The organism is Sphingomonas cavernae, from assembly GCF_003590775.1.
Taxonomy (GTDB): domain Bacteria; phylum Pseudomonadota; class Alphaproteobacteria; order Sphingomonadales; family Sphingomonadaceae; genus Sphingobium_A; species Sphingobium_A cavernae.
Genome location: NZ_QYUM01000004.1, coordinates 265,240 through 289,435, shown reverse-complemented (window position 1 = coordinate 289,435; position 24,196 = coordinate 265,240). Strand labels below are relative to the sequence as shown.

Below are 24,196 nucleotides of genomic sequence, written 5' to 3'. Positions count from 1 at the left end.
GTATATGTGCGGCATTATCGGAATACTGGGGCAGGGCGACGTAGCGGACCGGCTGGTCGATGGCCTCAGGCGGCTCGAATATCGCGGCTATGACTCGGCGGGCGTCTGCACCATCCACGACGGCAAGCTCGATCGCCGCCGTGCCGAGGGCAAGCTCAACAATCTCGCGCGCGAACTCGCCGCGGCGCCGCTTCCCGGGGTGATCGGCATCGCACACACGCGCTGGGCGACGCATGGCGCGCCGACCACCAGCAACGCGCACCCGCACGCGACGGGCGAGGTGGCGCTGGTCCACAACGGGATCATCGAGAATTTCAAGCCGCTGCGTGAGGAGCTTCAGGCACGCGGCCGGACCTTCGCCAGCGACACCGACACCGAAGTCGTCGCGCATCTGGTGAGCGAACTCGTCGAGGCCGGTCAATCGCCCAAGGATGCGGTGCAGGCGGTGCTGCCGCGGCTGCATGGCGCCTTTGCGCTCGCCATCCTCTTCCGCCAGCATCCCGACATGCTGATCGGCGCGCGCCTCGGTTCGCCGCTGGTCGTCGGCTATGGCGAGGGCGAGACCTATCTGGGCTCGGACGCGCTTGCGCTCGCGCCGCTGACGCAGAAGATCGCCTATCTCGAAGAGGGCGACTGGGTCGTTATCACGCGCGAGCGCACGCAGATCTACGATCGCGAGAACAACCCCGTCGAGCGCCCCGTCACCATTTCGGGCGTCACCGGCGCGCTGATCGACAAGGGCAATCACCGCCATTTCATGCAGAAGGAGATCTTCGAGCAGCCGGTGGTGGTGGCGCAGACGCTGCAAAGCTATCTTCGCCCGCTCGAGGAGCAGGTCGCGTTGCCGCAGATGGACTTTGAGTTGGGCGACATCCGCCGGGTGACGATCGTTGCGTGCGGGACGAGCTTCTATGCCGGCATGGTCGCCAAATACTGGTTCGAACAGTTCGCGCGCATGCCCGTGGACCTCGATGTCGCTTCGGAATTCCGCTACCGACAGCCCGTGCTCGAAGAGGGCGGTCTGGCGCTGTTCATTTCGCAATCGGGGGAGACCGCGGACACGCTCGCGGCGCTCCGCCATGCGCGTGCCGAGGGGCAGAAGATCGCGGTCGTGGTCAATGTCCCGACCAGTTCGATGGCGCGCGAGGCCGATCTGCTGCTGCCCACGCACGCCGGGCCGGAGATCGGTGTTGCATCGACCAAGGCGTTCACTTGCCAGCTCGCCGTGCTTGCGGCGCTCGCGGCCAATCTCGCCCGCGCGCGCGGCAAGCTTTCGGCAGACGAAGAGCGCGATATCGTTGGCCATCTCGCCGAAGCGCCCGCCGCGCTCAATGCGGCGCTTGCGCATGACGAGGACATCGAGGCTATGGCGCATCTCGTCGCGCCCGCGCGCGATGTGCTTTATCTGGGCCGTGGCCCCGACTATCCGATGGCGCTGGAGGGTGCGCTCAAGCTGAAGGAAATCAGCTATATCCACGCCGAAGGCTATGCCGCGGGCGAGATGAAGCACGGTCCGATCGCGCTGATCGACGAGAATGTTCCCGTGATCGTGCTCGCGCCTTCGGGACCGCTGTTCGAAAAGACCGTCTCCAACATGCAGGAGGTGCAGGCGCGCGGGGGCAAAGTGATTCTGATCTCCGACGCCGAAGGCATCGCGCAGGCGGGCGAGGGCACGATTGCGACGATCGAGATGCCCAGGGTGCATCCGCTGATCGCGCCGCTGGTCTACGCGGTGCCCGTGCAGTTGCTCGCCTATCACGTCGCGGTCGCCAAGGGCACTGACGTCGATCAGCCGCGCAATCTGGCGAAATCCGTCACGGTCGAATGAGCTAGCCTTGTCATGCACATGAACCACGACGCGGCTGCGCCTGCCACGGATCCCATCACGTTCGATCAGTTTCTCGCCGTCGATATCCGCGTCGGCACCATCGTCGAAGCCGAGCCCTATCCCGAGGCGCGCAAGCCGTCGGTCAAGCTCGTCATCGATTTCGGACCGGCGATCGGACACAAGAAGTCCTCGGCGCAGATCGTTGCCAATTATGCGCTCGACGACCTGGCGGGACGTCAGGTGGCGGCGGTCGTCAACGTCCCGCCGCGCCAGATCGGCAAGTTCATGTCCGAAGTGTTGACGCTCGGCTTTCCGGATGACGCCGGCGAGGTGATGCTCTTCGCGCCTGACAGGCGCGTGCCCGACGGCGGCAGACTGTTCTGAAGCGGCGCGATTGAACACGCCGGCTTGCCGGCAAGCAGATTCCCCTTAATGCTGCGCGTCAAACAGAGATGGAGAGTGGGGGGACTATGGCGAGCGTTGCGGCAGGGCCGGTGCATGAGCCGAGCAAGAAGGAGATCCGGCTGGTTATCGCCGCGTCCTCGCTTGGGACGGTCTTCGAATGGTATGATTTTTTCATCTACGGCACGCTCGCCGCGATCATCGGGCGGACCTTCTTTCCCTCGGGAAACCCCACGCTTGAACTGATTCTTTCGCTGTTCGGTTTTGCGATCGGTTTCGGCTTCCGCCCGCTCGGCGCTGTGCTTTTCGGCTATCTGGGTGACAAGCTCGGCCGCAAATACACCTTCCTCGTCACGATCACGCTGATGGGGCTTGCGACCGCCGCGATCGGCTTCGTGCCGTCGGCGGCGACGATCGGGCTGGCCGCGCCGGTCATCATCCTGTTCCTGCGGGTGCTTCAGGGGCTGGCGCTCGGCGGCGAATATGGCGGCGCCGCGATCTATGTCGCCGAGCATGCCCCCGATGGAAAGCGCGGCTTTTACACCAGCTTCATCCAGGCGAGCGTTGCAGGCGGTTTCATCCTTTCGCTGGGGGTGGTGCTCACCACCCAGGCGATCATCGGGGATGCCGCATGGCAGGAATGGGGCTGGCGCATCCCCTTCATCTTCTCGCTGCTGCTGCTCGCGGTTTCACTGTGGATGCGACTCAAGCTCTCCGAAAGCCCGGTCTTCAAGGCGATGAAGGAAGCGGGCGAGCTCGCCAAGAACCCGCTCAAGGAAACCTTCACCTATCCGGGCAATGGCAAGCGGCTGTTCGTCGCGCTGTTCGGCGTCGCGGCGGGGCTGACCGTCATCTGGTACACCGCGATGTTCCAGGTGCTCTACTTTCTGCAGAATGCGCTCAAGGTCGAGGAATCGACCGCGCAACTGCTCGTTGGCCTCGGCGCGGCCTCGGGGCTTGTCTGGTTCGTGCTCTTCGGCTGGCTGTCGGACAAGGTGGGGCGCAAGAAGCCGATCGTGATCGGCTATGCGCTGACGCTGCTGCTGCTCTTCCCGATCTTCAAGATGATCGGCGGCGCGGCCAATCCTGAGCTGGCGAGCGCGGCGGCGCGCGCGCCCGTTGTCGTGGCGGGCCCTGATTGCGGCTATGATCCCTTCGCCAGGATGCAGGCCGGCGAATGCGGGAAGCTGCTCGACTATTTCTCGAAAAAGGGCGTCAGCTACACCAAGGTCGAGGCCTCCGCAGTTTCGGTCACAATCGGCGGCGAACGCGTGGCTGAGATCGCGCCTGCAGCGCTCGACGCGCGGCTGGCGGAGGCGGGCTATGATCTGGGCAAGGTAAAGCCAAGCAGCGGATCGGTGTTGATCATCCTGCTCGGCGTGCTAGCGCTGTCGGCGCTGTCGGGCATGACCTATGGTCCCGTCGCGGCCTTGCTTTCCGAACTGTTCCCGCCGCGCATCCGCTACAGTTCGATGTCGATCCCCTATCATATCGGCACCGGCTATTTCGGCGGCTTCCTCCCCGTGATCAGCCAGTACATCATCGCGCGCACCGGCGACCCCTATTCGGGACTGTGGTACACCTTTGCGGTGGTGGTGCTGGCGCTGGTGGTCGCGTTGTTCTGGCTGCCGGAGACCGTCGACAGCAAACTCGACGCCGCTGGCTGAGGCGGCTAGACCTTGATCGTTTCAGGTTGAATCAACTGAAACGTGAATCAAGGTCACAACCGCTTGAATAGAGCCTGATTCACGGCATCGGCGGAAGCACAAAGTGCTTCCACCTCAACCGATCAGGCTCTAGGCCGCAGGCGTGAACATCTGCGATTCCCCCCTTCGCCTGCGCCTCGACCGTTCGGCGCTCGTCCATAACTGGCAATGGCTCGATCAGCGCAGCGGTGCGGCGGCGTGCGGCGCGGCGATCAAGGCCGATGGCTACGGTCTGGGTGCAGGCGAGGTGATGCGCCACCTGAGCGGAGCAGGCTGTCGCGATTTCTTTGTAGCCACCTGGGCTGAGGCCAACGCGCTCGGATCCGTTGCCGAGGGACTGTCGCTTTCGGTGTTTCACGGTGTGCGCGCGGAGGACATGGCCGCAGCGCGTGCGGGGCGTGCGCGTCCCGTGCTTAACACGCGCGAACAGGTGCAGCGCTGGAAGGATGGAGGCGGAGGTCTTTGCGACGTCATGGTCGATACCGGCATGAACCGGCTCGGTGTCGCGCCCGTTGACATCGCCGCCGGGCTGCTCGACGGGCTGATGGTGGAGACGTTGCTGAGCCATCTGGCCTGCGCGGACGAGGACGTGCCCATGAACGCAGCGCAGTGCACGGACTTTGCCGCGCTCAAGGGGCGCACGGGCGCGCGGCGGATGAGCCTTGCGAACAGCGCGGGCATCTGCCTTGGCGGTGGATATGCCTTCGATCTGACGCGTCCGGGGCTTGCTCTCTATGGCGGCGTGCCGCGCATGGAGGCCGCGGGGCATATTCGTCAGGTGGCGACGCCCGAGGCGCAGATATTGCAGCGGCGGCGCGTCGGGGCGGGAGGCAAGGTGGGCTATAACGCTACCTTCATCGCTGAACGCGACATGGAACTCGCGATCCTCAACATCGGCTATGCCGACGGCTATCTGCGTGGTTTCTCAGGCAGCGGCCATGCGCTTGCAGGGCAGGTGAAGCTGCCCGTGCTTGGTCGGGTGTCGATGGATCTGCTGATCGTCAATGTCGACGCCGCGCCCGATCTCGGCGAGGGCGACTGGGTCTCGATCGGCTATGACCTGCCTGAGGCGGCGACCGCGTCGGGCCTGTCGCAATATGAGCTGCTGACGGGGCTTGGGCCGCGGTTCAATCGTTATTGGGGTTGATCGCGCTCAGCCGCGCAGACCCCATGGATCGAAGTCGCCTGCCCTGATCCAGCGCGTGCTGATCCATTTCTCGCCGCGCTCCACGGGCCGCCCCGCGTGCCGGCTCTTCTCTTCCACCTGGCCATTGCCGCGCACATTCGCGAAGACGATGGCATCGCCGGCCTTTCCCTTGAATTCGACACCGGTCTCGGGAAAGCATGTGGCGCCACCGGCATAGCCGTCGTTCAGATACACGATCGCCGTAATGATCCGCTGGTTGCGTTCGCCGGGCAGGCAGTCATGATGCAACCGGTATTGCTGACCAGGGCTGTACCGCAAGACCGTCAGGGGTTCGCCTTGCTCGGCCCGGGTTCCAGTCGCAGCAGCAATGCGCCGATTGAGCGCCTCAAGGACCAGATCCTGCTGAATGGGACCCAGAACCGCCCCATCGGAGGTGCGGATCGGGTGCAGCATCGATTTCCCGGTCGTGGAATCCACAACGATAGAGGGTGTCAGCAGGGGCTTGGCAAGTGCGGCCACATGCGCACATTCCGCTGCGGTGAACAGGCCGCGTAGCACGCCAATCCTGGGTTGCAAGGACAGCGGTTCGATTTTCGGCACGTGCGCCGGTGCGCCGACGTTATCCAGGGCCATTGCGTCGAGCAGTTTAGCCTGCTTCGCGGCAACGGGATCCTTCTCGGCGGCCGCGTGCAAAAGCCGAAGAGCTCCGCGCCAGTCGGGCTTCAGGCCGCCTGCCCCGAGCGCGACGAAAACGGCGTGGGTGATAGCGGCTCCGGCATGGCCTGCCTCTCCGGCCCGGCCGAACAAGGTTCGCGCGGCTCCGAAATCGCGGGGCAAGGGCTGGCCGTAGACATGCCAGAGCGCAAGCTGGTGAAGCGCATCGGGATCGCCGCGTTCGGCGGCGGCGGCCACGACCTGCACCGCTTGCTGCACGGCGCCCGCCGCAAGCAGTTTCGCCCCGCGATCTACAGCTTTGGAAGAATGGTCCACGCAACGGGCCTATCGAAAAACCGACGCAAAAAAAAGAGGACGAGGGTTGCCCCTCGTCCTCGCATTAGTAGCGATCGAAATCGATCAGAAGTTTGCCTTGAAGCCCACGTAGAGCTTCCGGCCGAACGCGTCGTAGATCGCCGCATTGCCCGTGCCACGGTCGCCCGCGGTTCCGGTCGTGCCCGTACCCGACATGCCGAACGGCGGATGGGTGTTCAGGACGTTGTCGACGCCGCCATAAAACTTGAACGTCTTGTTGACATCAACTTCCAGGCGCAGGTCGTGATAGAAGGTCGCCGGGAACTTCTCGACGCCAATCACGTCCAGGTTGTTCGGCGGACAGGTCGTCGCGGACGAGCAGGCCGAATCGAGCGCGTTGAAGTTCTCGTAGAGGCTCGTGTACATCTCGCCGATGTAGCGCATGCGATAGCCGAACGTCACCGGACCGGTGCTCAGATCGACGTCCCAACGGAACTCGTTCTCCGGATCGCCGAGCTCGCTGAGGATCCGGTTCTCGAACTTCGGCAGCGCCGGGTTCTCGAAGTTGCTGATCTTCAAGTTGTGCGTGTAGATCAGGTTGGTGCTCAGGATCACGTCGTCGGTCAGGTTGGTGCGATAGGCCATGTTGACGTCGATGCCGCGGCGCTGGCGCGCCGCGAAGTTGACGCCCGCCTGAAGCAGCGTGTTGCCGGCAATCTGACCCGTGACTTCACCGAGCGGTCCGGGGCCCGAGCCCAGGTAACGCTGGAACAGGGTACAGAACACGTTGTCGGTCGTCGGCTGATCGACGCAGTTGTTTGCGATCTGCTGCGCGGTCAGCGAGACGATCACGTTCTTCACCTTGATGTCATAATAATCGACACTCAAGGAAAGACCCGGAATGAAGCGCGGCTGGATCACCGTGCCGAAGGTCCAGGAATCCGAAGTTTCCTCCTTCAGGTCCGGATTGCTGCCCGAAATCACGGCCAGCGACTGCGTGACGTTCGGAATGCCCGCGAGGATCGCCGCGTTTCCGCCGACCTGCGCCAAGCAGTTTGCAGGGCGGTTCGGGTTGCCGGCGAGCGAGTTGGGCGAGCAGGGATCCACGAAGTTGGGCGCGAAGTTCGCGACGGGCGGGAAGAACAGTTCGGACAGGTTCGGAGCACGAACCGACCGGCCGTAGTTGGCGCGGAACCGGATGTCGCGGATCGGGGCCCAGTCGATGCCCGCATTGTAGGCATAGACGGTGCCCGTCGCACCGTTATAGTCCGAAATGCGACCGGCGCCGCTCAGGCTCAGCTCTTCGAAGAAGGGCGTGTCGCTCAAGATCGGGAGCCGCAGTTCGGCGTAGGCCTCCTTCACCGTGAACGCCCGCGGATCGAAGTTGCCGATGACAACGGCATTGGTGTTGGTCTGGGTGGGCACGGCAAGCGAGGGATTCCCCTCGAGGAGGAACGGATCGTCGAAATAGGTACCGTCTTCACGCCGATATTCCGCGCCGATCACGAAGCCGACCGGACCGCCGGGCAGCTCGAACAACTGGCTGGAATCGCCCGAGACGAAAGCGCTTGCAACGAACTGCTCGAGCGACGCCTCGGTATGGGCGTGGCGGGTGAAATAGTTCACCGCAGCCTTGTTGTCGCTGGCGCCGAACGGATTGTAGGGAACGCACGCGGCAATGTCTGCCGCCAGCCTGGCCTGCTGCTGCGCATTTCCGCGCGAACCGGTCGTGCCGGTCTGGAAGGCGCCCCGATCGTATCCGACCGCCGCGGTCGGGTCGAACTGCGCGCGGCACTGGATCTGGCCGGTTACCGGATTGCGGCCAGCGTCCATGGCGAGCATGAAGCGCTGCCGATCGACGAAGCCGTTGGTGTCCACGGTCTGTTTGAACTTGCCGTAGTTGAGCGAGACTTCGTAACTCCAGTCGTCGTTGAACGTGCCGCGCGCGCCGCCGACGATACGATAGGTATCACGCTGGAACACCTCGTCGCGGATGCCGACGTCTTCAAGCGAGCGGGCGATGACGAAGCGATAGGTGCCGGCGTTGATCGCCGCGATATCCGCTGCGTTGAGCGGGCCACTCGTGCCTTGGCCTGCGTTCGTACCTCGCACAGCGAGAGCGCCAGCGGGGGTCGCGCAAGCGAACTGGAGGCTTGTGTTGCACCCAGACGCGATGATGAGATTCGCGATTTCGGTGCGCTGCGCCGTCGTCAGGAACGGGTTGTCGATCCGGGTGCGTTCGCGGAAGTCGAACTGGCCGAACGTACCCTGGATGCCCGTGGGGCTGGCATTGTTGCCGACGGCATCGACGCGATTCCACTTGGCTTCGGCGAACAGTTCAAAGGCCGGGCTGAACTCATAGTGCGCCAGCAGGTTGAGATTGTAGCGCCTCACCTCCGGCTGGATCGAGAGCAGCTTACCCTCACGGCCGGTCTGGCCGTTCCCGCCCAGGATGCCGCCGATGATGCCCGCGTTATAGCGCGAGCCCGTCTGCGGGACGAACGTGCCGTTGGGTTGGAACAGGTAGGTGCAATTGTACGGCACGCCGTTGCCCGAGCCGTTCGCCGCCGCGCCGACCGGGGAGGTCGCGCCATTGCTCTGGCCCGCGCCGATGCCGCACCGCGCGCCGGCACCCGGCGGCTGGGTGATCGGAACCAGGCCGAAGCGGTTGATCGATGCGCTGCGGTTGTCGCGAAGGAAGATCGAATCGGGGAAGCCGTCGCTGCCATTGGGCAGGCCGGCCGGATCGACATCGACCACGCCGAACTGATCGACCGAGCGGAGCCACGGAAGCTCCGAACCGAACACGCGCTCCTGGTTGGAATATTCACCGTGCAGCGTGATGTTGCCGCGGCCGTCGGCGAAGTTCTTGCCGTACATCGCCGAGACATATTGGTTGCCGCCGAAGCCCTTGTCCGAGACGCTGGCCTGGCCGCGGATCTGGAAGCCGTCAAATTCGCGCTTCAGCACGAAGTTCACGACGCCGGCGATAGCGTCCGAACCATAGATGGCCGACTGGCCGCCGGTAACGATATCGACGCGCTCGATCAGGTCGTTCGGGATCGAGTTGATGTCGGGCGAAACAGCGTTGTTCAGAATGTCCGCGGCGACGTGGCGGCGGCCATTGACCAGCACGAGCGTGCGCGAGGTGCCGAGGCCACGAAGGTCGAGGAGGTTAAGGCCGGCGATGCCGATGCCAAGGCCCGGGTTCTGCTGCGCGAAGGTGCTGCGCATTTGCGGCAGCTCGTTCAGCACCTCGGCGATGTTGGAATCGCCCGACGCCAGCAATTGATCGCCCGAGATCGCGGTGATCGGAACGGTCGATTCGAGATCAGGGCGCTTAATGCGCGAGCCGGTGACGACGATGGCGTCGACGGGTGCTTCTTCAGCGGCTGCGGTGTCCGCCGCCTGATCGGGCGTTGCCTGGTCCTGTGCAAAAGCGGGTTGGGCCAGCGCGATGGCGAGGCCAAACGCCGCTGTGCTGGCAAACAAGTGCCGTGATTTCATCTTAATTATCTCCCAGATAGGCGGCCAACTGAGGGTCGCTTGGGGCGAGATGGACCACGAACGTGCACCCGAGAGCAATATTCATGAGGCGTTCAGGCAACTTTCGTCCGCCTGTGGTGCATTTTTGCAACATCATCGGAAAGATGGATTTCACACATCAGATACATGCGGTCGCACATATGATGCGGGCTGTGCACTTCGCATACGAAATTATTTCGGTCTGATTGGGGTCGCTGTAATATTATTGCAAAATTAGCGATCGGGGGCGAGCCGGGATTTGCGGGTCGCGCGATGAAGCCAGAGTTCGTACGCATGGTCTTGCTAGGGACGGTCGCGTGCGTCCGCCCAAGCGAATCACTACATTGTTAGAAAGTGTTGCGCCCTCAGCGCTCGACGCACATCGCGATGCCCATGCCACCGCCGATGCACAGTGTGGCAAGCCCCTTTCGGGCGCCGCGACGCTGCATCTCATAGAGCAGGGTGGTGAGCACGCGCGCGCCCGAGGCACCGATGGGATGACCGATCGCGATCGCCCCGCCATTGACGTTGACCTTGTCCGGATCGAAGCCCAGCTCGCGGCCGACGCATAGTGCCTGTGCCGCAAAAGCCTCATTGGCTTCGATCAGGTCGAGATCGCCGACGCTCCAGCCCGCCTTTTCGAGTGCGCGGCGTGTGGCGGGTACCGGGCCGATGCCCATGATCGAGGGATCCACCCCCGCCGACGCCCAACTGGCGATGCGCGCAAGCACGGGCGCGCCGCGGCGCGCGGCTTCATCCGCGGACATCACGACGAGCGCCGCGGCGCCGTCGTTGAGGCCGCTGGCGTTTGCGGCGGTGACGGTGCCATCCTTTTTGAAGGCGGGGCGGACGCCGGCGATGCTGTCGAGCGTTACGCCCGTCCGGATATATTCGTCCTGGTCGACGATCGTGTCGCCCTTGCGTCCCTTGATCGTGACGGGAATGATCTCGTCGACAAAACGCCCTGCGGCGCGCGCGGCTTCCGCCAGATTTTGCGAGCGGACCGCGAAGCCATCCTGATCCTCGCGCGTAACCTGGTATTGCTCGGCGAGATTCTCGGCAGTGATGCCCATATGGTAGCCGTTGAAGACGTCGGTCAGGCCGTCCTTGATCATCGTGTCGACCAGTTCGAGCGTGCCCATCTTCGTGCCGCTGCGCATCATCTGCGCGTGCGGGCTGAGCGACATGCTTTCCTGACCGCCAGCCACGACAATGGCGGCGTCCCCGGTGGCGATCGCCTGCGCTGCGAGCGCCACCGCGCGCAATCCCGATCCGCAGACCTGGTTGACGCCCCAGGCGGGCACTTCCTTGGGAATGCCCGCGGCCATCGACGCCTGGCGTGCGGGGTTCTGCCCCTGTGCGGCGGTCAGCACCTGGCCAAGGATGACCTCGGACACTTCCTCCCCCGCAACGCCCGCTTGTGCAAGCGCCGCCTCGATCGCGATGCGGCCAAGTTCATGCGCGGGTGTCGATCCGAAAGCGCCGAGAAAGCTGCCAACGGGTGTGCGCTTGGCGGCGGTGATGACGATATCGGACATGGGGCGACTCCGGCTGAAAAATCGGTGCGCGCGCTCTCTACCACTCGTGCTGCAATTGCGAAAGCCAACGGGCCAGAGGCTGCCAGAGCGTTTGTTGTGCGCTGCGGCCAATGACCATGCCAACATGCCCGGCGTCCAGCTCGATGCGATCGGCAAGTCCGGTAGCTGTCGCCGCCGGAACGATCTTGTCCCTCAGCGAGACGATGTCGAGCACGGGACAGGTGATCGTCTCGGGCAAAATCTGTTTGCCTCCCACCAACCATGCGCCCTGACCGGGCGTGTCGCTTCCGAAAAACGCCTCGAACGCCTCTCGTCCCGCGCCGAAGGTGAGCGGAGCGCCGCCATTGGCCCAGTCCTCGAGCGCGACGAAATTGCCCGCAGCATCGCTCGCGGAATCGAGCGCGGCGAATGCCTCATATTTGGCGATCGTGCGCGCAGGGTCGAGCCGCCAGAAGGCCGTCTGGAGCACCTCCATCGGCAGATACCCGATTGCTTCGCAGCCCGGCCTGGCCGTGGCCCAGAGCGCGAGCATGTCGGCGCGGGCTGCCGACGGAAAGCCATTGAAGTTCCATGGGGCCGCAATCAGCGCCAGCCCGGTGACGGGGCGCAGCGCTGCGGCGGCGATCGCCATCGTCCCCCCAAGGCAATAGCCGGCAAGCGCGGGGCGTTCGCCGACCGCGTCGATCAGCGGCAGCAGAAAGCGTTCGATATGTCCGGCGATGTCGAGATCGCGCTCCTCGTCAAGCGGCTCGCCCCAGTCGAGCAGCAGCGGCCGGACTCCCTGGTTGCGCATCCAGCGCAGCATCGAATTGGTTTCGGTCAGATCGAGAATGAAGGGCGGGTTGATGAGCGAGGGCACGAAAATGACCGGCCGGCCGTCACCGCCATAGTCGCGAAGGCACGCGCGGCCCGCGCTTGCCAGCACGGGCATTGGCGCGGGACGTGCCTGCCGTGCGGCGTCCTGATAGGCGCGCAGTCCCGCAAGTGCCATGGTCATGCGCTCGGGCGATGCTGCGGTTTCGCTGTGCAGCAAATCCAGAAACAGCGGGAGCGGACGGGGGCCGTGTTGCGGTGCGGCATCAAATGGTGCAGTGTCGGTCATATTCTTTTGCGGGGTATTCTCTATCATGAAGAAATCTTCGTCAGGGGACGGCACGGTCATCATCAAGAAATATGCGAACCGGCGCCTCTACAACACCGATACCTCAAGCTACATCACGCTCGACCACCTGGCCCAGATGACGCGCGAGGGACGCGAGTTCAAGGTGCTCGACGCCAAGACCGAGGAAGACATCACGCACAATGTGCTGACCCAGATCATCATGGAAGAGGAATCGCGGGGCCAGACGATGCTGCCCGTCAACTTCCTGCGCCAGTTGATCTCGATGTACGGCGATTCGATGCAGGCCGTCGTGCCCGGGTATCTCGAAGCGTCGATGGAAAGCTTCCGTCGCAACCAGGAACAGTTCCGCAGTGCGGTCGAGGGCGCGTTTTCGCACGGGCCCTTCGCCGAGATGGCGAAGCGCAACATGGCCATGTTCGAAGCGGCGACCAGCGCGTTCAAACCGGGCGCGGCCCCCAAGCCTGCCGAAGCCGAGAGCAAGGACGACGAAATAGAGGTGCTCAAAAAGCAGCTCGCCAGCCTTCAGGACAAGATCGACAAGCTAAGCAAATAGGCGGCGCGCGCCTGGCCGGCATAGCGGCCATCCGCTTCGCATCGGCCTTCGCTATTGATAGTCATTCGCGTGTTCATTAAGGGCACCCCTATTCCAGTCTGAATTTGGGGGTCCCGTGCGTCTTTCTGTTGTTTCGACCTTGCTTTCCGGTTTCGTGGCCATATCGGTGCCTGCGCCGCTTCTCGCGCAGGCTGAGAATGCTCCCGCAAACGTCGATGGCGTTCCGGCGGACGCGATCGTCGTCACTGCGGCACGTACGGTGCTGCCCGCGAGCGCGCTTCCCTTGACCGTCGACGTGATCGACGCGGAAAGCCTCGCGCAGCAGGTGTCGATCGCCGGCTCGGTGGTCGATGCGGTTTCGAACCTGTCGCCTTCCTTCTCACCGACGCGGCAGAAGCTGTCGGGGTCGGGCGAAACGCTGCGCGGTCGCTCACCGCTCTATGCAATCAACGGCGTTCCCCAATCGACGCCGATCCGTGACGGTTCGCGCGACGGCTATACGATCGATCCCTTCTTCATCGACCGTGTCGAACTGATCTACGGCTCCAACGCGCTGCAGGGCATTGGCGCGACGGGTGGCGTCGTCAACCAGGTGACGGTGGGACCACCGAGCAAGGACGGGATCAGCGGCCGCGTGCTACTGCAGGGCACCGCCGACAATGATTTTTCGGATGATGGACTTGGCGGCAAGATCGGCGGGTTTGTCAGTTGGCGTGGCGGCGCCTTCGACGCGACCGTGGGCGCTACCTATGAGGCGCGGGGCGCCTTTTACGATGGTGATGGGCGCCGGCTCGGCGTCGACGGCACGCAGGGTGAGGTGCAGGATTCGAAGAGCTGGTCGGTGTTTGGCCGTTTCGGTTGGCAAATCGGAGAGAGCGCGCGGCTCGACCTCATCGCCAATCATTTCGAACTCGAGGGCGATGGCGACTATGTGGTTGTGGCCGGCAACCGGACGACGGGGCTGCCTACGAGCAGCGTGCGCGGCACGCCGCCGGGCACGCCGCCGTCCAACACAGCCGACTCCGTGTCGCTGACGCTGACCGACGACGATCTCGTGGGCGGGCATCTTGTCGCGCAGGTCTTCTACAACAAGACGAACGATGTGTTCGGCGGCCCGGTGCCACGTCGCAACGATACGTTCCAGGATCCGACGATCGCGCCCAACGGAACATTGTTCGACCAGTCGGCGAACAAGTCGCGCAAGATCGGCGGCAAGATCAGCTATGAGCGCGCGATCATCGAAGGGCTGACAGGCACGATCGGCTTCGACGCTATGGTGGACAAGACCGAGCAAGCCCTGATCCAGACCGGGCGCGCATGGGTGCCGCCCACCGAGTTCGTGACGCTCGCACCGTTCGGCCAGCTCAACCTCGCGCTCCTCGACGACAAGGTGCACCTGGCGGGCGGTGTGCGCTGGGAGAATGACAAACTCAAGGTCGACGACTTCCACACGCTTGCCTCCACGACGCTTGCAACGACGGGTGCTTTTGGCGGTGTCGCGGTCTCGGGCGGTTCACGTTCCTTCCAGGATGCGTTGCTCAACGGCGGCGTCGTGATCGAGCCCATCGAGGGTGTGCGCGCGTATGCCTCCTATGCCGAAGGCTACACGATCGCCGATGTCGGCCGCATCCTGCGGGGCATCGGGCAACCCAATGTGGATGTCGACGATTACATCGACCTCGAGCCCGTTGTTTCGAACAACCGGGAGATCGGCGTCGAGCTGAAACGCGGCCCGCTCAACGCCAGCGCGGCCTATTTCTGGTCATCGAGCAAGAAGGGCAGCCTGCTCGTGCTGCAGAACGGCGTGTTCAACGTGCTGCGTCAGCGCATCGAGATCGAAGGGCTTGAACTCAATCTTGCTGTCCAGATGCCGATCCCCGGTCTCGATGTTTCGGCGGGCTACGCGCATCTGACAGGGCGCACAGACAGCAACCAGGACGGCAAGGTCGACATCGACCTGGACGGCGCGAACATATCGCCTGACCGCTTCAACCTCGCAGCCAATTATCGCAGCGGTCCGCTTACCGCTCGAGTGCAGGGCAATTTCTACCTGTCGCGGCGCTTCGATCTGTTCGCCAATGATCCGATGACGCCGGCGCAGATCGCCAACCAGAAGGAGAATGCGTTTGACGGCTATACCGTCGTGGATGCATCGGTCCGTTATGCGACGCGGTTTGGCGGGATTTCGCTCAGCGTGCAAAATCTCTTGAACGAGCAGTATATCACCTACAACAGCGACACCACGCGCGCGGGCGATAACCTGCTTTATTTCGCGGGCCGCGGTCGTACCTTCACCCTGGGCTGGGATTATCGCTTCTGATGATGCGCGCGCTTGACCTGATCCATCGCTGGACCGGCGGGCTGATTGGTCTGCTGCTGGCGGTGCTCGGGTTGAGCGGCGCGATGCTTGTCCACAAGGACGCGTTCCTGCGCGCGGTGGTGCCGCACGCGGCCGACGCCTATCGCGGTGATGCGGCGGCGATCGGCGGCGCTGCGGCGCGATTGTTCGATGCCCCCGATGGCCCGCGCTCGATCGTGCTCGCGACCGATGGCCGCGGGCTGCATCAGCTCAATTTTGGCAAGGGGGCGGGCGGCTATGCCGATCAGGCGGGCAATGTCGTCACGCGCTGGGATACGACCTGGGAGCGGCCCGAGGTCTGGCTGTTCGACCTGCATCATCACCTGCTGACGGGCGACACAGGCGAGACGATCGCGGGTATTGCCGGGTTGATCGGCATCGGTTTCGTCGTCACCGGCATCATCCTGTGGTGGCGCACGCGCAAGACTTTCGAGTTCCGCGTCTGGCCCAAGCGCATGTCGCGGCCCCCTATCGTACGACATCACCGCGATCTGGGTGTCGTCGTGGCACCGCTGCTTTTGCTTTCGATGCTGACTGGCGCGATGCTCGTGTTGAAACCGGTGCGGAACTTCGTGCTCAGCCCCTTTTCCTCGCCCGCCGAGATGCAGGCCGCGCTTGCGCCCCCAAAGGTGGAGGGTGGCGCGCTCGCGCTCAAGGGCCCGGACTGGGTGCGGCTGGTTGCGGTCGCCAAGGCACGCTTTCCGGACGCAGAGCCGCGCGTCATCGCACGCCCCGATGAACCCGGAGAACTCATATCCATGCGTCTGCGTCGTGCCGACGAGTGGCTTACCAATGGCCGTACCTATGTGTGGTTCGATCCGGCCGACGGGCATGTGGTCGACACGCGTGACGGGCTCGCGTTGCCGCTCGGTTCGCGGATCTTCAATCTCGCTTATCCCGTGCACGCGGCAAAAGTGGGTGGCCTGCTTTACCGGCTGGTGATGACCTTGTCCGGCTTGACGCTGGCGATGCTCGGTAGTTTCGCGGTCTTCACCTTCTGGTCGTCACGCGGGCAGCAGCGCACCGCGCGGCGCAAGCAGACGCCGGTTGCTGCGGAATAGTCCCGCGGTTGACAAGCAGCACTGACGCTTTAGCTCCTGTTCCATAACCAGAAACTACGGGGACGGGCATGCGGATTTGGGGTGGAATGACGGCTCTGGCGCTCGCGCTTGCGCCCATGGCGAGTGCGGCGCAGACGGCAGCACCCGCGCAATCGAGCGAAACCTGGGTCCATGCCGGACGATTATTGGATCGTCCGGGCAAGCCGGCGCGCGGTCCTTCGACCATTATCATACGCGGTGGCAGGGTTGCCGAAATTCGCGACGGTCACACCGCACCACCCGCAGGCGCAAAGCTTGTCGATCTGGCAGATCGCTTCGTTCTGCCCGGGCTGATCGACAGTCATGTCCATCTGGATTCGGATGCCGGCGGCGTGCAGGCGCTGGTCGAGAATATCGAATCCGAACCCGCGGTGATCGCTTATCGTACCGCGGTCAATGCGCGGAAAACGCTCGAAGCGGGCTTCACGACGGTGCGTAACCTGGGCGACGGCAGCGGCGCGACGCTGGCGTTGCGCGATGCGGTCGCGGCGGGGACAATGCCGGGACCGCGGATCATCGACGCCGGCCGTTCGATCTCGACGACGAGCGGGCACATGGACGCCACGCTGGGCGTGGCCGAGGAACTCCACAGCGCGATCGCGCAGGACAATTTGTGTGACGGGGTAGAGAGCTGTCGTCGGGCGATCCGCCTGCAGATCCGCCGCGGTGTTGATGTCATCAAGATCGCGACGACAGGCGGCGTCAACAGCCGCATCGGTGCGGGGCTCAATCGTCAGATCTTCGATGATGAAGTGAAGGCGCTGGTCGATACCGCGCATCTCTACAAGAAGAAGATCGCGGTCCATGCGCATGGCGCTGACGGCATCAATGCCGCGCTCGCCGCGGGGGCGGACTCGATCGAGCACGGCACGTTGCTCGACGATGAAAGCGTCAAGCTCTTCAAGCAGGCGGGTGCCTGGTATGTGCCCACGCTTTCGACGGTGAACGGCTATCTGGAGCGGCTTGCCGCCGATCCGAACGCCTATCCGCCCGCGGTTCTGGAAAAGGTGAAGTGGCGCATCGGCATCACCGGCAAGTCGCTCGAAAAGGCGGTGCCTGCGGGGGTGAAGATCGCTTTCGGCACCGATGCGGGCGTGTCCAAGCACGGCCGCAATGCCGATGAGTTCGCGCTGATGGTCAAGCACGGGATGACGGCGGCGCAGGCGATCGAGGCGGCAACGATGAATGCCGCCACGCTGCTGGGCGTCGAGAAGGGCGTCGGCAGCCTCGAACCCGGCAAGGCAGCGGATCTGATCGCGGTTTCGGGTGATCCGGTCGCGGACGTATCGGTACTGACGCGCGTGTCGTTCGTGATGAAGGACGGCCGCATCCATAAGGCGATCGACTGACTTCATCGGAACCCGCGTGCCGCCTCGCTCATTCTGACTCCGTAGCAAAGGAGCAGGAGCACATGGCGGCACGCGCTTACTGGCAGGGCCAGATCCGGCTGGCGCTGGTTTCGATCCCGGTGGAGATTTATTCGGCGACGAAGTCGGGTGCGTCGATTGCCTTTCGCCAGATCCACGAACCTTCGGGCAAGCCGATCCGCTACGAAAAGGTCGTGCCGGGGATTGGCCCCGTCGACAAGGACGAGATCCTCAAGGGTTTCGAATATGAAAAGGGCAGCTACGTGCTGCTCGAGCCCGACGAGATCGAGGCGGTGAAGCTGGAGAGCAAGAAGACGCTCGAACTCACCCAGTTCGTCGACATGCACGAGATCGACGTGCTCTACTACGAGAAACCCTATTATGTGGTGCCCGCGGACGATCTGGCTGAGGAAGCCTATGTCGTGCTGCGCGAGGCGCTGAAGAGGACGAAGAAGGTCGGGCTGGGCCAGCTCGCCATGAGGGGCCGCGAATATGTGGTGAGCCTGAAGCCCTGCGGCCGCGGCATGGTGATCGAGACGCTGCGCTACGCCGATGAGGTCAATCGCGCGGCCAATTATTTCCGCGACATCGGCGATGTGAAGCCCGATCCAGAACTGCTCGAATTGGCCGAGGCGCTGATCGAGAAAAAAGCCGCGCCGTTCAAGGCCAATGAATTTCATGATCGCTATGTCGACGCGCTCAAGAATCTCGTCGAGAAGAAGCGCAAGGCGAAGGGGCGCAAGATCATCGAGGACAAGGGGGAGGAGCGGCCGAGCGGTTCCAACGTTATCGACCTGATGGCCGCGCTCAAAAAGTCGATCGAGAAACCGGCTGCCAGGGCACCGGCAAAGAAGAAGGCGCCCGCAAAAGCGCCGGTCAGAAAAGCCGCGACGCGCAAAAGGGCGTGAGCCGTCATGCGCGCCGAGAATTCTCTAAGCACTTATAACAAAAAGCGTAATTTTGCGAAGACCAGTGAACCGCGCGGTGAGCGCGCGCGCGCCAAGGGCAACAGCTTCATCGTCCAGAAACATGACGCGACACGGCTGCATTATGATTTCCGGCTGGAGCTCGACGGTGTGCTCAAGAGCTGGGCCGTCACGCGGGGGCCGAGCCTCGATCCCGAGGACAAAAGGCTCGCGGTCAGGACCGAGGATCATCCGCTGAGCTATGGCGGCTTCGAAGGGTGCATTCCGAAGGGTGAATATGGCGGCGGCACGGTGATGCTGTGGGACAGCGGCACATGGACCCCCATATCCGGCAAGGACCCCCGCAAAACCTTGAAGGAAGGGCATCTGCACTTCACGCTCGATGGCGAGCGGATGAAGGGCGAATGGCTTCTGGTGCGGATGAAGCCGCGCCCCGGCGAGAAGCGCGAGAACTGGCTGCTCAGGAAGATAGAGGACGAGTATGCGGGCGGCAGCGAGGAACTCGTCGGGCGCGAGCTGACCAGCGTCAAGACGGGGCGGACGATGGCCGAGATCGCGGCGAACGCGCCCGCGACGTCGCTCAAGGGAAAGAGGGGCAAGGCGTTCGATGCCGTTATGGCGAAGGCCGAGCGCGCAGCACCCGCAAGAAAAGCTCCTTCAACGCCCAAGGGCAAGCTGCCGGCCTTCGCCAAGCCGCAACTGGCGACGCTGGTGGATCAGGTGCCCACGGGAAACGCCTGGCTGCACGAGATCAAATATGACGGCTATCGCTGCCTGCTCGCGGTCGGCGGCGGCAAGGCGAAGGTCTATACGCGCAGCGGGCTCGACTGGACCGACCGGTTCGCCGCGATCGCTGAGGCTGCGCTGGCGCTGGATATGCCGCCCGCGCTGATCGACGGCGAGATCGTCAAACTCGACGCGGCGGGCAATCCCGATTTCTCGGAGCTGCAGGCGGCGCTCAAGGCGGGGAAGGGGGGCCTGACGCTCTTTGCCTTCGACCTGCTTTCGCTCGATGGCAAGGACCTGACCGGGCTGCCCAATATCGCGCGCAAGGAGAGGCTCGCCGCGCTGCTTGAAGCGAGCGAGGGACCGATCCGCTATGCCGATCACATCCTGGGTTCAGGCGAAAAGCTGTTCGACGCGCTGTGCGGCGCCGGGCAGGAGGGTATCGTCTCCAAGCGCGCCGATGCGCCCTATCGGCATATCCGTTCGCACAACTGGCTCAAGGTGAAATGCACGTGGCGGCAGGAGTTCGTGATCCTGGGCTGGACGCCAAGCGGCGCCAGCGGTCGCAGCCTGCGTTCGCTGCTGCTGGGCACGCGCGACGATGGCAAGCTGCGCTACGCGGGCAAGGTGGGAACGGGGTTCAACGCGCGCAACACCGAGGAGCTGATGCGGAAGCTCAAGCGGATCGAACGCAAGACTGCGCCCGTCGAAGCGCCGCGCGCCGCAACGCGCGGCGCGCACTGGGTGTCTCCAGCGCTGGTCGCGGAGATCGCCTTTGCAGAGTTCACGGCGGAGGGCGTGGTGCGTCATGCGAGCTTCATTGGCTTGCGCGAGGACAAGGAGGCGGAGCGCGTGCGGATCGAGACCGAGAGCAAGGCGCCCGAACCATCGGACGTGAAGATCAGCAACCCCCACCGCGTCATCTTTCCCGAGGCGAAGGTGACCAAGGGCGAGCTTGCCGAATATTATGAAGCGGTGGGCCCGGTGATGGCCGAATGGACGCTGGCCCGGCCGATCAGCCTCGTCCGCTGCCCGCAGGGGCGCGCAAAGAAATGCTTCTTCCAGAAGCACGATGCGGGCAGCTTTGGCGAACATGTCCGCCATGTCGACATCCGCGAGAAGAACGGCGGGGTAGAACCCTATCTCTATGTCGACGACATCGACGGGATTCTGGCCTGCGTTCAGATGGGCACGATCGAGTTCCACGGCTGGGGATCTTCGGTTGCGGACGTCGAGAAGCCCGACCGGCTGATCTTCGATCTCGATCCTGATGAGGCAGTCACTTTCGAGGACGTCAAAAAGGCTGCGCGCGATCTGCGCACGACGCTCGACGATCTTGGGCTGACGAGCTTCCCGCTGCTTTCTGGCGGCAAGGGGCTGCATGTCGTCGTGCCGCTGATCACCGATGCCGAATGGCCCGAGGTCAAGGATTTCGCGCAGCGTTTCGCGCTGGCGCTTTCCGAGCGCGAGCCCGAGCGCTTCATCGCGACCATGTCCAAGGCGAAGCGCAAGGGACGGATTTTCATCGACTGGCTGCGCAACCAGCGCGGATCGACCGCGATCCTGCCCTATTCAGCGCGCGCGCGTCCCGGCGCGCCGGTGGCGGCGCCGGTTTCGTGGAGCGAGCTTGCGAAGATCGAGGTGCCCTCGCAATTCGGCGTGCGCGACGCGAAGACATTGCTGAAGCGCGCGACCTCCGCAGCCTTGAAAGGCTGGGGAGAAGCCGCGCAGCGGTTGCCGGAGTTTTAAGCGAGGCGTTGCTGGCGTTTGCGAGCTTTGCCTTAAGCCCTCTCCCGCGAAGGCGGGGGGGTATAGCGATAGTTGCGATTTTGTATGTTTGTGACCACAGCGGCAATATCGGCGATGGGTGCAAAGTGAACTCGAACTCAAGTTTACCGCAGTTGAAAGGCCGCAATCATCGGTGCATCGCAACTTTCCAAGCGTATTCTTCCAGATCTCCAAACTTTGCGGCTGCTGCTGAGCGCACTTGCTCGATGCTATATCCATAGGATCGCGCCGTTTCAGCAAGAGCCTGTTCAACCGTTGCTTGTATGACGAGCAGGCTCTCAAAATCGGCAAGCATCTGTGCTCTGTCAACAATCATATTCGCTCCTGTATATCCAAGAATACATCGTATTCTTCCGGCTCAGCATCTGGTTCCTCGCATGGGGTCAATATCGCTCTAGCATCGAATACAAGCTGCTTGTCCGTCCCAGCATCGACCGGCCAAACCAACACTACAGCCGCTTGAATACGTGCATTTGAACCCTCAAAAATGTCTTTGAAATAGCTAGTTGCCGCATCTTCTGGCGACGCGCAGCCGGTAATGATCGAGGGATCAACACCGGCATTTTCATCGAGAATATCGGCGAAAAAATCTCGGTGAGTGCCCACGATCGCAAGGTTTCTTTTGCCCATCAGCAATGCTCTCCCTGTGCAAAATCTCAGCAGCTTCGTCAAAGTGACCGCAACGCCATCGGGCATCGTGCTGTTCAAGCGCAAGGTCCACAAGTAGCTGCTTTCTGCCGATGACGATGCACTTACAGCTTGATAGTGTCTGGCAATGCGCTTCTGACGCGCCGGAGTAATTCGTCAGCCGGCGAACCCATTGCTTCAACAATGGCAATAAATTCCAGCACGTCCAGTCGGCGTTCAAGCTGCTCGATCTTGTTCACGAAGGAAGGTGGCTTGCCTAGCCTGCGGGCCAGTTCTCGTTGCGAAATTCCCGCACGCGTCCGGGCGTCTTTCACGGCGTTGATGACCGCTCGATAGTCGGGTGAAACCACCCATCCCCGCTGCATCAACAAATCCCCGATTCCTGAACCGGGGCTTTAAGTATATGTGAACTGCATCGTCCCCATAATGGGGACACTTGATCGAATTTTCCGGAGGGTGCGGTGTCTTACAGGAAGCTGGTTGTTTCATGCGTTGCCGTCGCCATGCTTGCGGCTTGCTCAAGCGGGTCCGAAAAGTTGGGGAGCTATATTGCATCCGATGATGACGCCGCTTTCATGGTCCAGATCACGACCATCGACGATGGTCGGGTCAATGGTTCGGTGTCGGTGGTGACGTCCGATGAAAATGGAAAGACCAAAGCAGTCACGCGCCCCATGTCGGGCACGATTGAAGGCAATGCCCTCAATCTGTCGGTGGAAAATGGAACCGGTCTGTCACTGGTGACGGGGGCCGTCGAAGGCGACAATTTGCGCCTGACGTTCTTCGCCAACGGGAACTCCACACAACTGAACTTCGCGAAACGAGATGCAGGCAAGTTCGAGGAATTGGCCAACGCCAAGCGCCATCGTGCAGCAGAGAAGCAGCAGGAAATCGAAACCGCCGCCGCCGTGCAGGATCGGGTCGAGCAGAGGGCCAAGATTCAGAAATCCATTGATCGGCTCGCCGACGCCGTTTTCACCAAGGCGCAAGAGGTGCAAGAGAAATCCAGAAAGATGGATGTTGTAATTGCTGGATACCGCACGGCCCATGATCGTGCCGGAAGAATGCAGACCGCGAAGCGGGACATGAATTTGGGATCACCGGAATCGCAATACCGTGTGAGCCAGATCGACTATCAGTTGGACAGCCTCTCCAATGACGTAAAGGGAATGCACGATCAGGTGCGGAACTACATGCAATCGCTGAATGGGTTTATGGCCGATGCCGCATCCCAATCGCCCCAGCTTTTTGCTGAATGTCAGGCCGACGAATTGCTCAATTGTTCTCGCCTGTCCGCAGGGCTGCAAACTCTTCGGACACGACACCAGCAGTTTCAGGCGGAATATCAGCGGGAGAATGCAGCGTTCAGCAGCAAACGATCATAACCAACTCGGCTATATGATGAGCGTTGCCACCATCCGCGCGAGTTGCGGCGAAAGCCTACACACGCCGTCCGGCCGGATCACAAAATCAGCACCTGAAAAGGACCGGCTCTGGATGAAGGCTAGAACGGCGGCATCGACCTTTGGGCGTTCGGGTTCGATCAAATCGAAGATGAAGGCTGGTTTGTCACGTCGTCCATGATGCAGAATGCCCAGAGTTGGGTCGTAGCCATCTGCAACGGCTTGTATCTGCATCTGCGCCAGCTTGACCGTGTAGGCATAATTCAAGATGGCGTTCACCGGGTGCGACGCATTGTAGTTCTTGGGCTTGAGCCCATTGGCAAGCGAGCTGCGGGAACTGAATGCCAGCCAATCGTCTGGGATCGGGTGCCGCGCCATCGCCTTCCAATTCATCGACAACCCCTGCCACGCGGCGAAGTAGGCAGCGGCGCATTCACCTTCCAATGCGCGAACCCCAGCGGCCTCCGTGATCTCCCCTGAGAACAATCGATCTATCGTTGCCTTGACCTTGCTGACTGCCCGTTCATGCGCAGGAGACGGAGCGATGTGCTGTTCCAGCGTCGATATGCTGGCGATCAGCTTTCGGTGAATTAGGTCGACGGCAAAGGCGAGCCGCTTGGCATCGTCCGCACGGGTCGCGTTCTGCCAATCGACCTTTTTGCGATCTGAAGCGAAACCCGCGCCGCTGGCGACGATGGCAACCTCGCCCGTCCATTTCACCCTCGCTAGAGCGACGCCTTGTTCCCCCAGCCATGACAGCACCTCGAAGGACAATGTGCCGCTGCCATCCAGTAACACGATGCGCGGTGGCAATGTGAGGTCGCCCCGAAAGAAGCGATGATTCACCCGTTCTTGGGGATAGTGGGTAAAGCCTTCGCGGATGACCAGCGCGCCATTTTCCACGCGCATTGATACGCCATTGCCGCACAATATAAGCGGATAGGAATTGCGCTCGCGACGCTTGCGCTTTTTTGCCAATTTGGCGACTTCGGAAATCCAATTTTCCGAGCGTTCAGCCCAATCTGATGCGTCGCTATTGCCGGGGTGAATTGGAGAGTGAAGCATTAAAAATACATACTGGAATCGTG

At 62.7% G+C, this 24,196-nt stretch carries 19 protein-coding genes; 11 read left to right on the top strand and 8 right to left on the bottom strand.

Going from position 1 to position 24,196, the window contains the following annotated elements:
• The first annotated feature begins 4 nt into the window (after positions 1-4).
• The 4 genes from glmS (at position 5) to alr (ending at position 5,083) form a co-directional block, all read left to right on the top strand.
• Entirely contained in the window at positions 5-1,828 is a 1,824-nt protein-coding gene (gene glmS / locus D3876_RS16655) for a glutamine--fructose-6-phosphate transaminase (isomerizing) (protein WP_119764420.1), read from the top strand.
• Positions 1,829-1,840: 12 nt separating this feature from the next.
• Complete coding sequence (locus D3876_RS16650) at positions 1,841-2,212, top strand: tRNA-binding protein (protein WP_119764418.1); 372 nt, start codon at positions 1,841-1,843, stop codon at positions 2,210-2,212.
• Positions 2,213-2,298: 86 nt separating this feature from the next.
• Positions 2,299-3,897: an MFS transporter gene (locus tag D3876_RS16645; RefSeq protein ID WP_119764416.1), complete on the top strand. Its 1,599-nt coding sequence runs from the start codon at positions 2,299-2,301 to the stop codon at positions 3,895-3,897.
• Positions 3,898-4,045: 148 nt separating this feature from the next.
• Positions 4,046-5,083 carry an alanine racemase gene (gene alr, locus D3876_RS16640; RefSeq protein WP_119765583.1) on the top strand — a complete coding sequence of 346 codons (1,038 nt, stop codon included), beginning with the start codon at positions 4,046-4,048 and terminating at the stop codon, positions 5,081-5,083.
• 6 nt (positions 5,084-5,089) lie between these two features.
• Here the strand turns inward: alr and D3876_RS16635 are convergent, their stop codons facing one another.
• The 4 genes from D3876_RS16635 to D3876_RS16620 all read right to left on the bottom strand — a co-directional run bounded on the left by D3876_RS16635 (position 5,090) and on the right by D3876_RS16620 (position 12,217).
• The gene (locus D3876_RS16635) at positions 5,090-6,073 is read right to left on the bottom strand and encodes a 2OG-Fe(II) oxygenase (protein WP_119764414.1); all 984 of its coding nucleotides are present in this window, start codon (positions 6,071-6,073) and stop codon (positions 5,090-5,092) included.
• An 84-nt stretch (positions 6,074-6,157) separates the two neighbouring features.
• Positions 6,158-9,559 (bottom strand): TonB-dependent receptor domain-containing protein, encoded by a 3,402-nt coding sequence (locus D3876_RS16630; protein ID WP_119764412.1) that lies wholly within the window; start codon positions 9,557-9,559, stop codon positions 6,158-6,160.
• A gap of 383 nt (positions 9,560-9,942) precedes the next feature.
• Positions 9,943-11,115, bottom strand: coding sequence for an acetyl-CoA C-acetyltransferase (locus tag D3876_RS16625; RefSeq protein ID WP_119764410.1), 1,173 nt, complete (start codon positions 11,113-11,115; stop codon positions 9,943-9,945).
• 37 nt (positions 11,116-11,152) lie between these two features.
• The gene (locus D3876_RS16620) at positions 11,153-12,217 is read right to left on the bottom strand and encodes an alpha/beta fold hydrolase (protein WP_119764408.1); all 1,065 of its coding nucleotides are present in this window, start codon (positions 12,215-12,217) and stop codon (positions 11,153-11,155) included.
• Positions 12,218-12,242: 25 nt separating this feature from the next.
• Here D3876_RS16620 and phaR point away from each other — a divergent pair, with 25 nt between their 5' ends.
• The 6 genes from phaR to ligD all read left to right on the top strand — a co-directional run bounded on the left by phaR (position 12,243) and on the right by ligD (position 21,018).
• Positions 12,243-12,791, top strand: a complete 549-nt coding sequence (gene phaR / locus D3876_RS16615) for a polyhydroxyalkanoate synthesis repressor PhaR (protein WP_119764406.1) — start codon at positions 12,243-12,245, stop codon at positions 12,789-12,791.
• Positions 12,792-12,906: 115 nt separating this feature from the next.
• Positions 12,907-15,111 carry a TonB-dependent receptor gene (locus D3876_RS16610; protein WP_238475422.1) on the top strand — a complete coding sequence of 735 codons (2,205 nt, stop codon included), beginning with the start codon at positions 12,907-12,909 and terminating at the stop codon, positions 15,109-15,111.
• Positions 15,111-16,211, top strand: coding sequence for a PepSY-associated TM helix domain-containing protein (locus D3876_RS16605; protein ID WP_338014340.1), 1,101 nt, complete (start codon positions 15,111-15,113; stop codon positions 16,209-16,211). Before D3876_RS16610 ends, D3876_RS16605 begins: the two co-directional genes overlap by 1 nt.
• A gap of 68 nt (positions 16,212-16,279) precedes the next feature.
• A complete protein-coding gene (locus tag D3876_RS16600) occupies positions 16,280-17,599 on the top strand; it encodes a metal-dependent hydrolase family protein (protein ID WP_238475421.1) in 1,320 nt (439 codons plus the stop codon).
• 62 nt (positions 17,600-17,661) lie between these two features.
• Complete coding sequence (gene ku, locus D3876_RS16595) at positions 17,662-18,525, top strand: non-homologous end joining protein Ku (protein ID WP_119764400.1); 864 nt, start codon at positions 17,662-17,664, stop codon at positions 18,523-18,525.
• 6 nt (positions 18,526-18,531) lie between these two features.
• On the top strand, positions 18,532-21,018 hold the full coding sequence (ligD, locus tag D3876_RS16590) for a DNA ligase D (protein ID WP_119764398.1): 2,487 nt from the start codon (positions 18,532-18,534) through the stop codon (positions 21,016-21,018).
• Between the two features lie 166 nt (positions 21,019-21,184).
• Here the strand turns inward: ligD and D3876_RS20285 are convergent, their stop codons facing one another.
• Genes D3876_RS20285 through D3876_RS16585 form a run of 3 tightly spaced genes read right to left on the bottom strand, consistent with a single transcriptional unit; the run spans position 21,185 to position 22,070 of the window.
• The gene (locus D3876_RS20285) at positions 21,185-21,373 is read right to left on the bottom strand and encodes a hypothetical protein (RefSeq protein ID WP_147417682.1); all 189 of its coding nucleotides are present in this window, start codon (positions 21,371-21,373) and stop codon (positions 21,185-21,187) included.
• Entirely contained in the window at positions 21,370-21,765 is a 396-nt protein-coding gene (locus D3876_RS20280; protein WP_147417681.1) for a hypothetical protein, read from the bottom strand. Before D3876_RS20280 ends, D3876_RS20285 begins: the two co-directional genes overlap by 4 nt.
• 44 nt (positions 21,766-21,809) lie before the next feature.
• Complete coding sequence (locus D3876_RS16585; RefSeq protein ID WP_119764396.1) at positions 21,810-22,070, bottom strand: helix-turn-helix domain-containing protein; 261 nt, start codon at positions 22,068-22,070, stop codon at positions 21,810-21,812.
• A 96-nt stretch (positions 22,071-22,166) separates the two neighbouring features.
• Here D3876_RS16585 and D3876_RS16580 point away from each other — a divergent pair, with 96 nt between their 5' ends.
• On the top strand, positions 22,167-23,090 hold the full coding sequence (locus D3876_RS16580; RefSeq protein WP_147417680.1) for a hypothetical protein: 924 nt from the start codon (positions 22,167-22,169) through the stop codon (positions 23,088-23,090).
• A gap of 9 nt (positions 23,091-23,099) precedes the next feature.
• Here D3876_RS16580 and cas1 read toward each other — a convergent pair whose 3' ends face one another.
• The gene (gene cas1 / locus D3876_RS16575; protein WP_119764392.1) at positions 23,100-24,173 is read right to left on the bottom strand and encodes a CRISPR-associated endonuclease Cas1; all 1,074 of its coding nucleotides are present in this window, start codon (positions 24,171-24,173) and stop codon (positions 23,100-23,102) included.
• Positions 24,174-24,196: the final 23 nt, after the last annotated feature.

Bases quoted from the DNA above. Each gene is read 5' to 3' on its own strand.
- D3876_RS16600 (WP_238475421.1), top strand. From the start codon at position 16,280: ATGCGGATTTGGGGTGGAATGACGGCTCTGGCGCTCGCGCTTGCGCCC.
- D3876_RS20285 (WP_147417682.1), bottom strand. From the start codon at position 21,373: ATGATTGTTGACAGAGCACAGATGCTTGCCGATTTTGAGAGCCTGCTC.
- D3876_RS16650 (WP_119764418.1), top strand. From the start codon at position 1,841: ATGCACATGAACCACGACGCGGCTGCGCCTGCCACGGATCCCATCACG.
- D3876_RS16645 (WP_119764416.1), top strand. From the start codon at position 2,299: ATGGCGAGCGTTGCGGCAGGGCCGGTGCATGAGCCGAGCAAGAAGGAG.
- ku (WP_119764400.1), top strand. From the start codon at position 17,662: ATGGCGGCACGCGCTTACTGGCAGGGCCAGATCCGGCTGGCGCTGGTT.
- D3876_RS16605 (WP_338014340.1), top strand. From the start codon at position 15,111: ATGATGCGCGCGCTTGACCTGATCCATCGCTGGACCGGCGGGCTGATT.
- D3876_RS16620 (WP_119764408.1), bottom strand. From the start codon at position 12,217: ATGACCGACACTGCACCATTTGATGCCGCACCGCAACACGGCCCCCGT.
- phaR (WP_119764406.1), top strand. From the start codon at position 12,243: ATGAAGAAATCTTCGTCAGGGGACGGCACGGTCATCATCAAGAAATAT.
- D3876_RS16585 (WP_119764396.1), bottom strand. From the start codon at position 22,070: ATGCAGCGGGGATGGGTGGTTTCACCCGACTATCGAGCGGTCATCAAC.
- ligD (WP_119764398.1), top strand. From the start codon at position 18,532: ATGCGCGCCGAGAATTCTCTAAGCACTTATAACAAAAAGCGTAATTTT.
- D3876_RS16625 (WP_119764410.1), bottom strand. From the start codon at position 11,115: ATGTCCGATATCGTCATCACCGCCGCCAAGCGCACACCCGTTGGCAGC.
- D3876_RS16630 (WP_119764412.1), bottom strand. From the start codon at position 9,559: ATGAAATCACGGCACTTGTTTGCCAGCACAGCGGCGTTTGGCCTCGCC.
- glmS (WP_119764420.1), top strand. From the start codon at position 5: ATGTGCGGCATTATCGGAATACTGGGGCAGGGCGACGTAGCGGACCGG.
- cas1 (WP_119764392.1), bottom strand. From the start codon at position 24,173: ATGCTTCACTCTCCAATTCACCCCGGCAATAGCGACGCATCAGATTGG.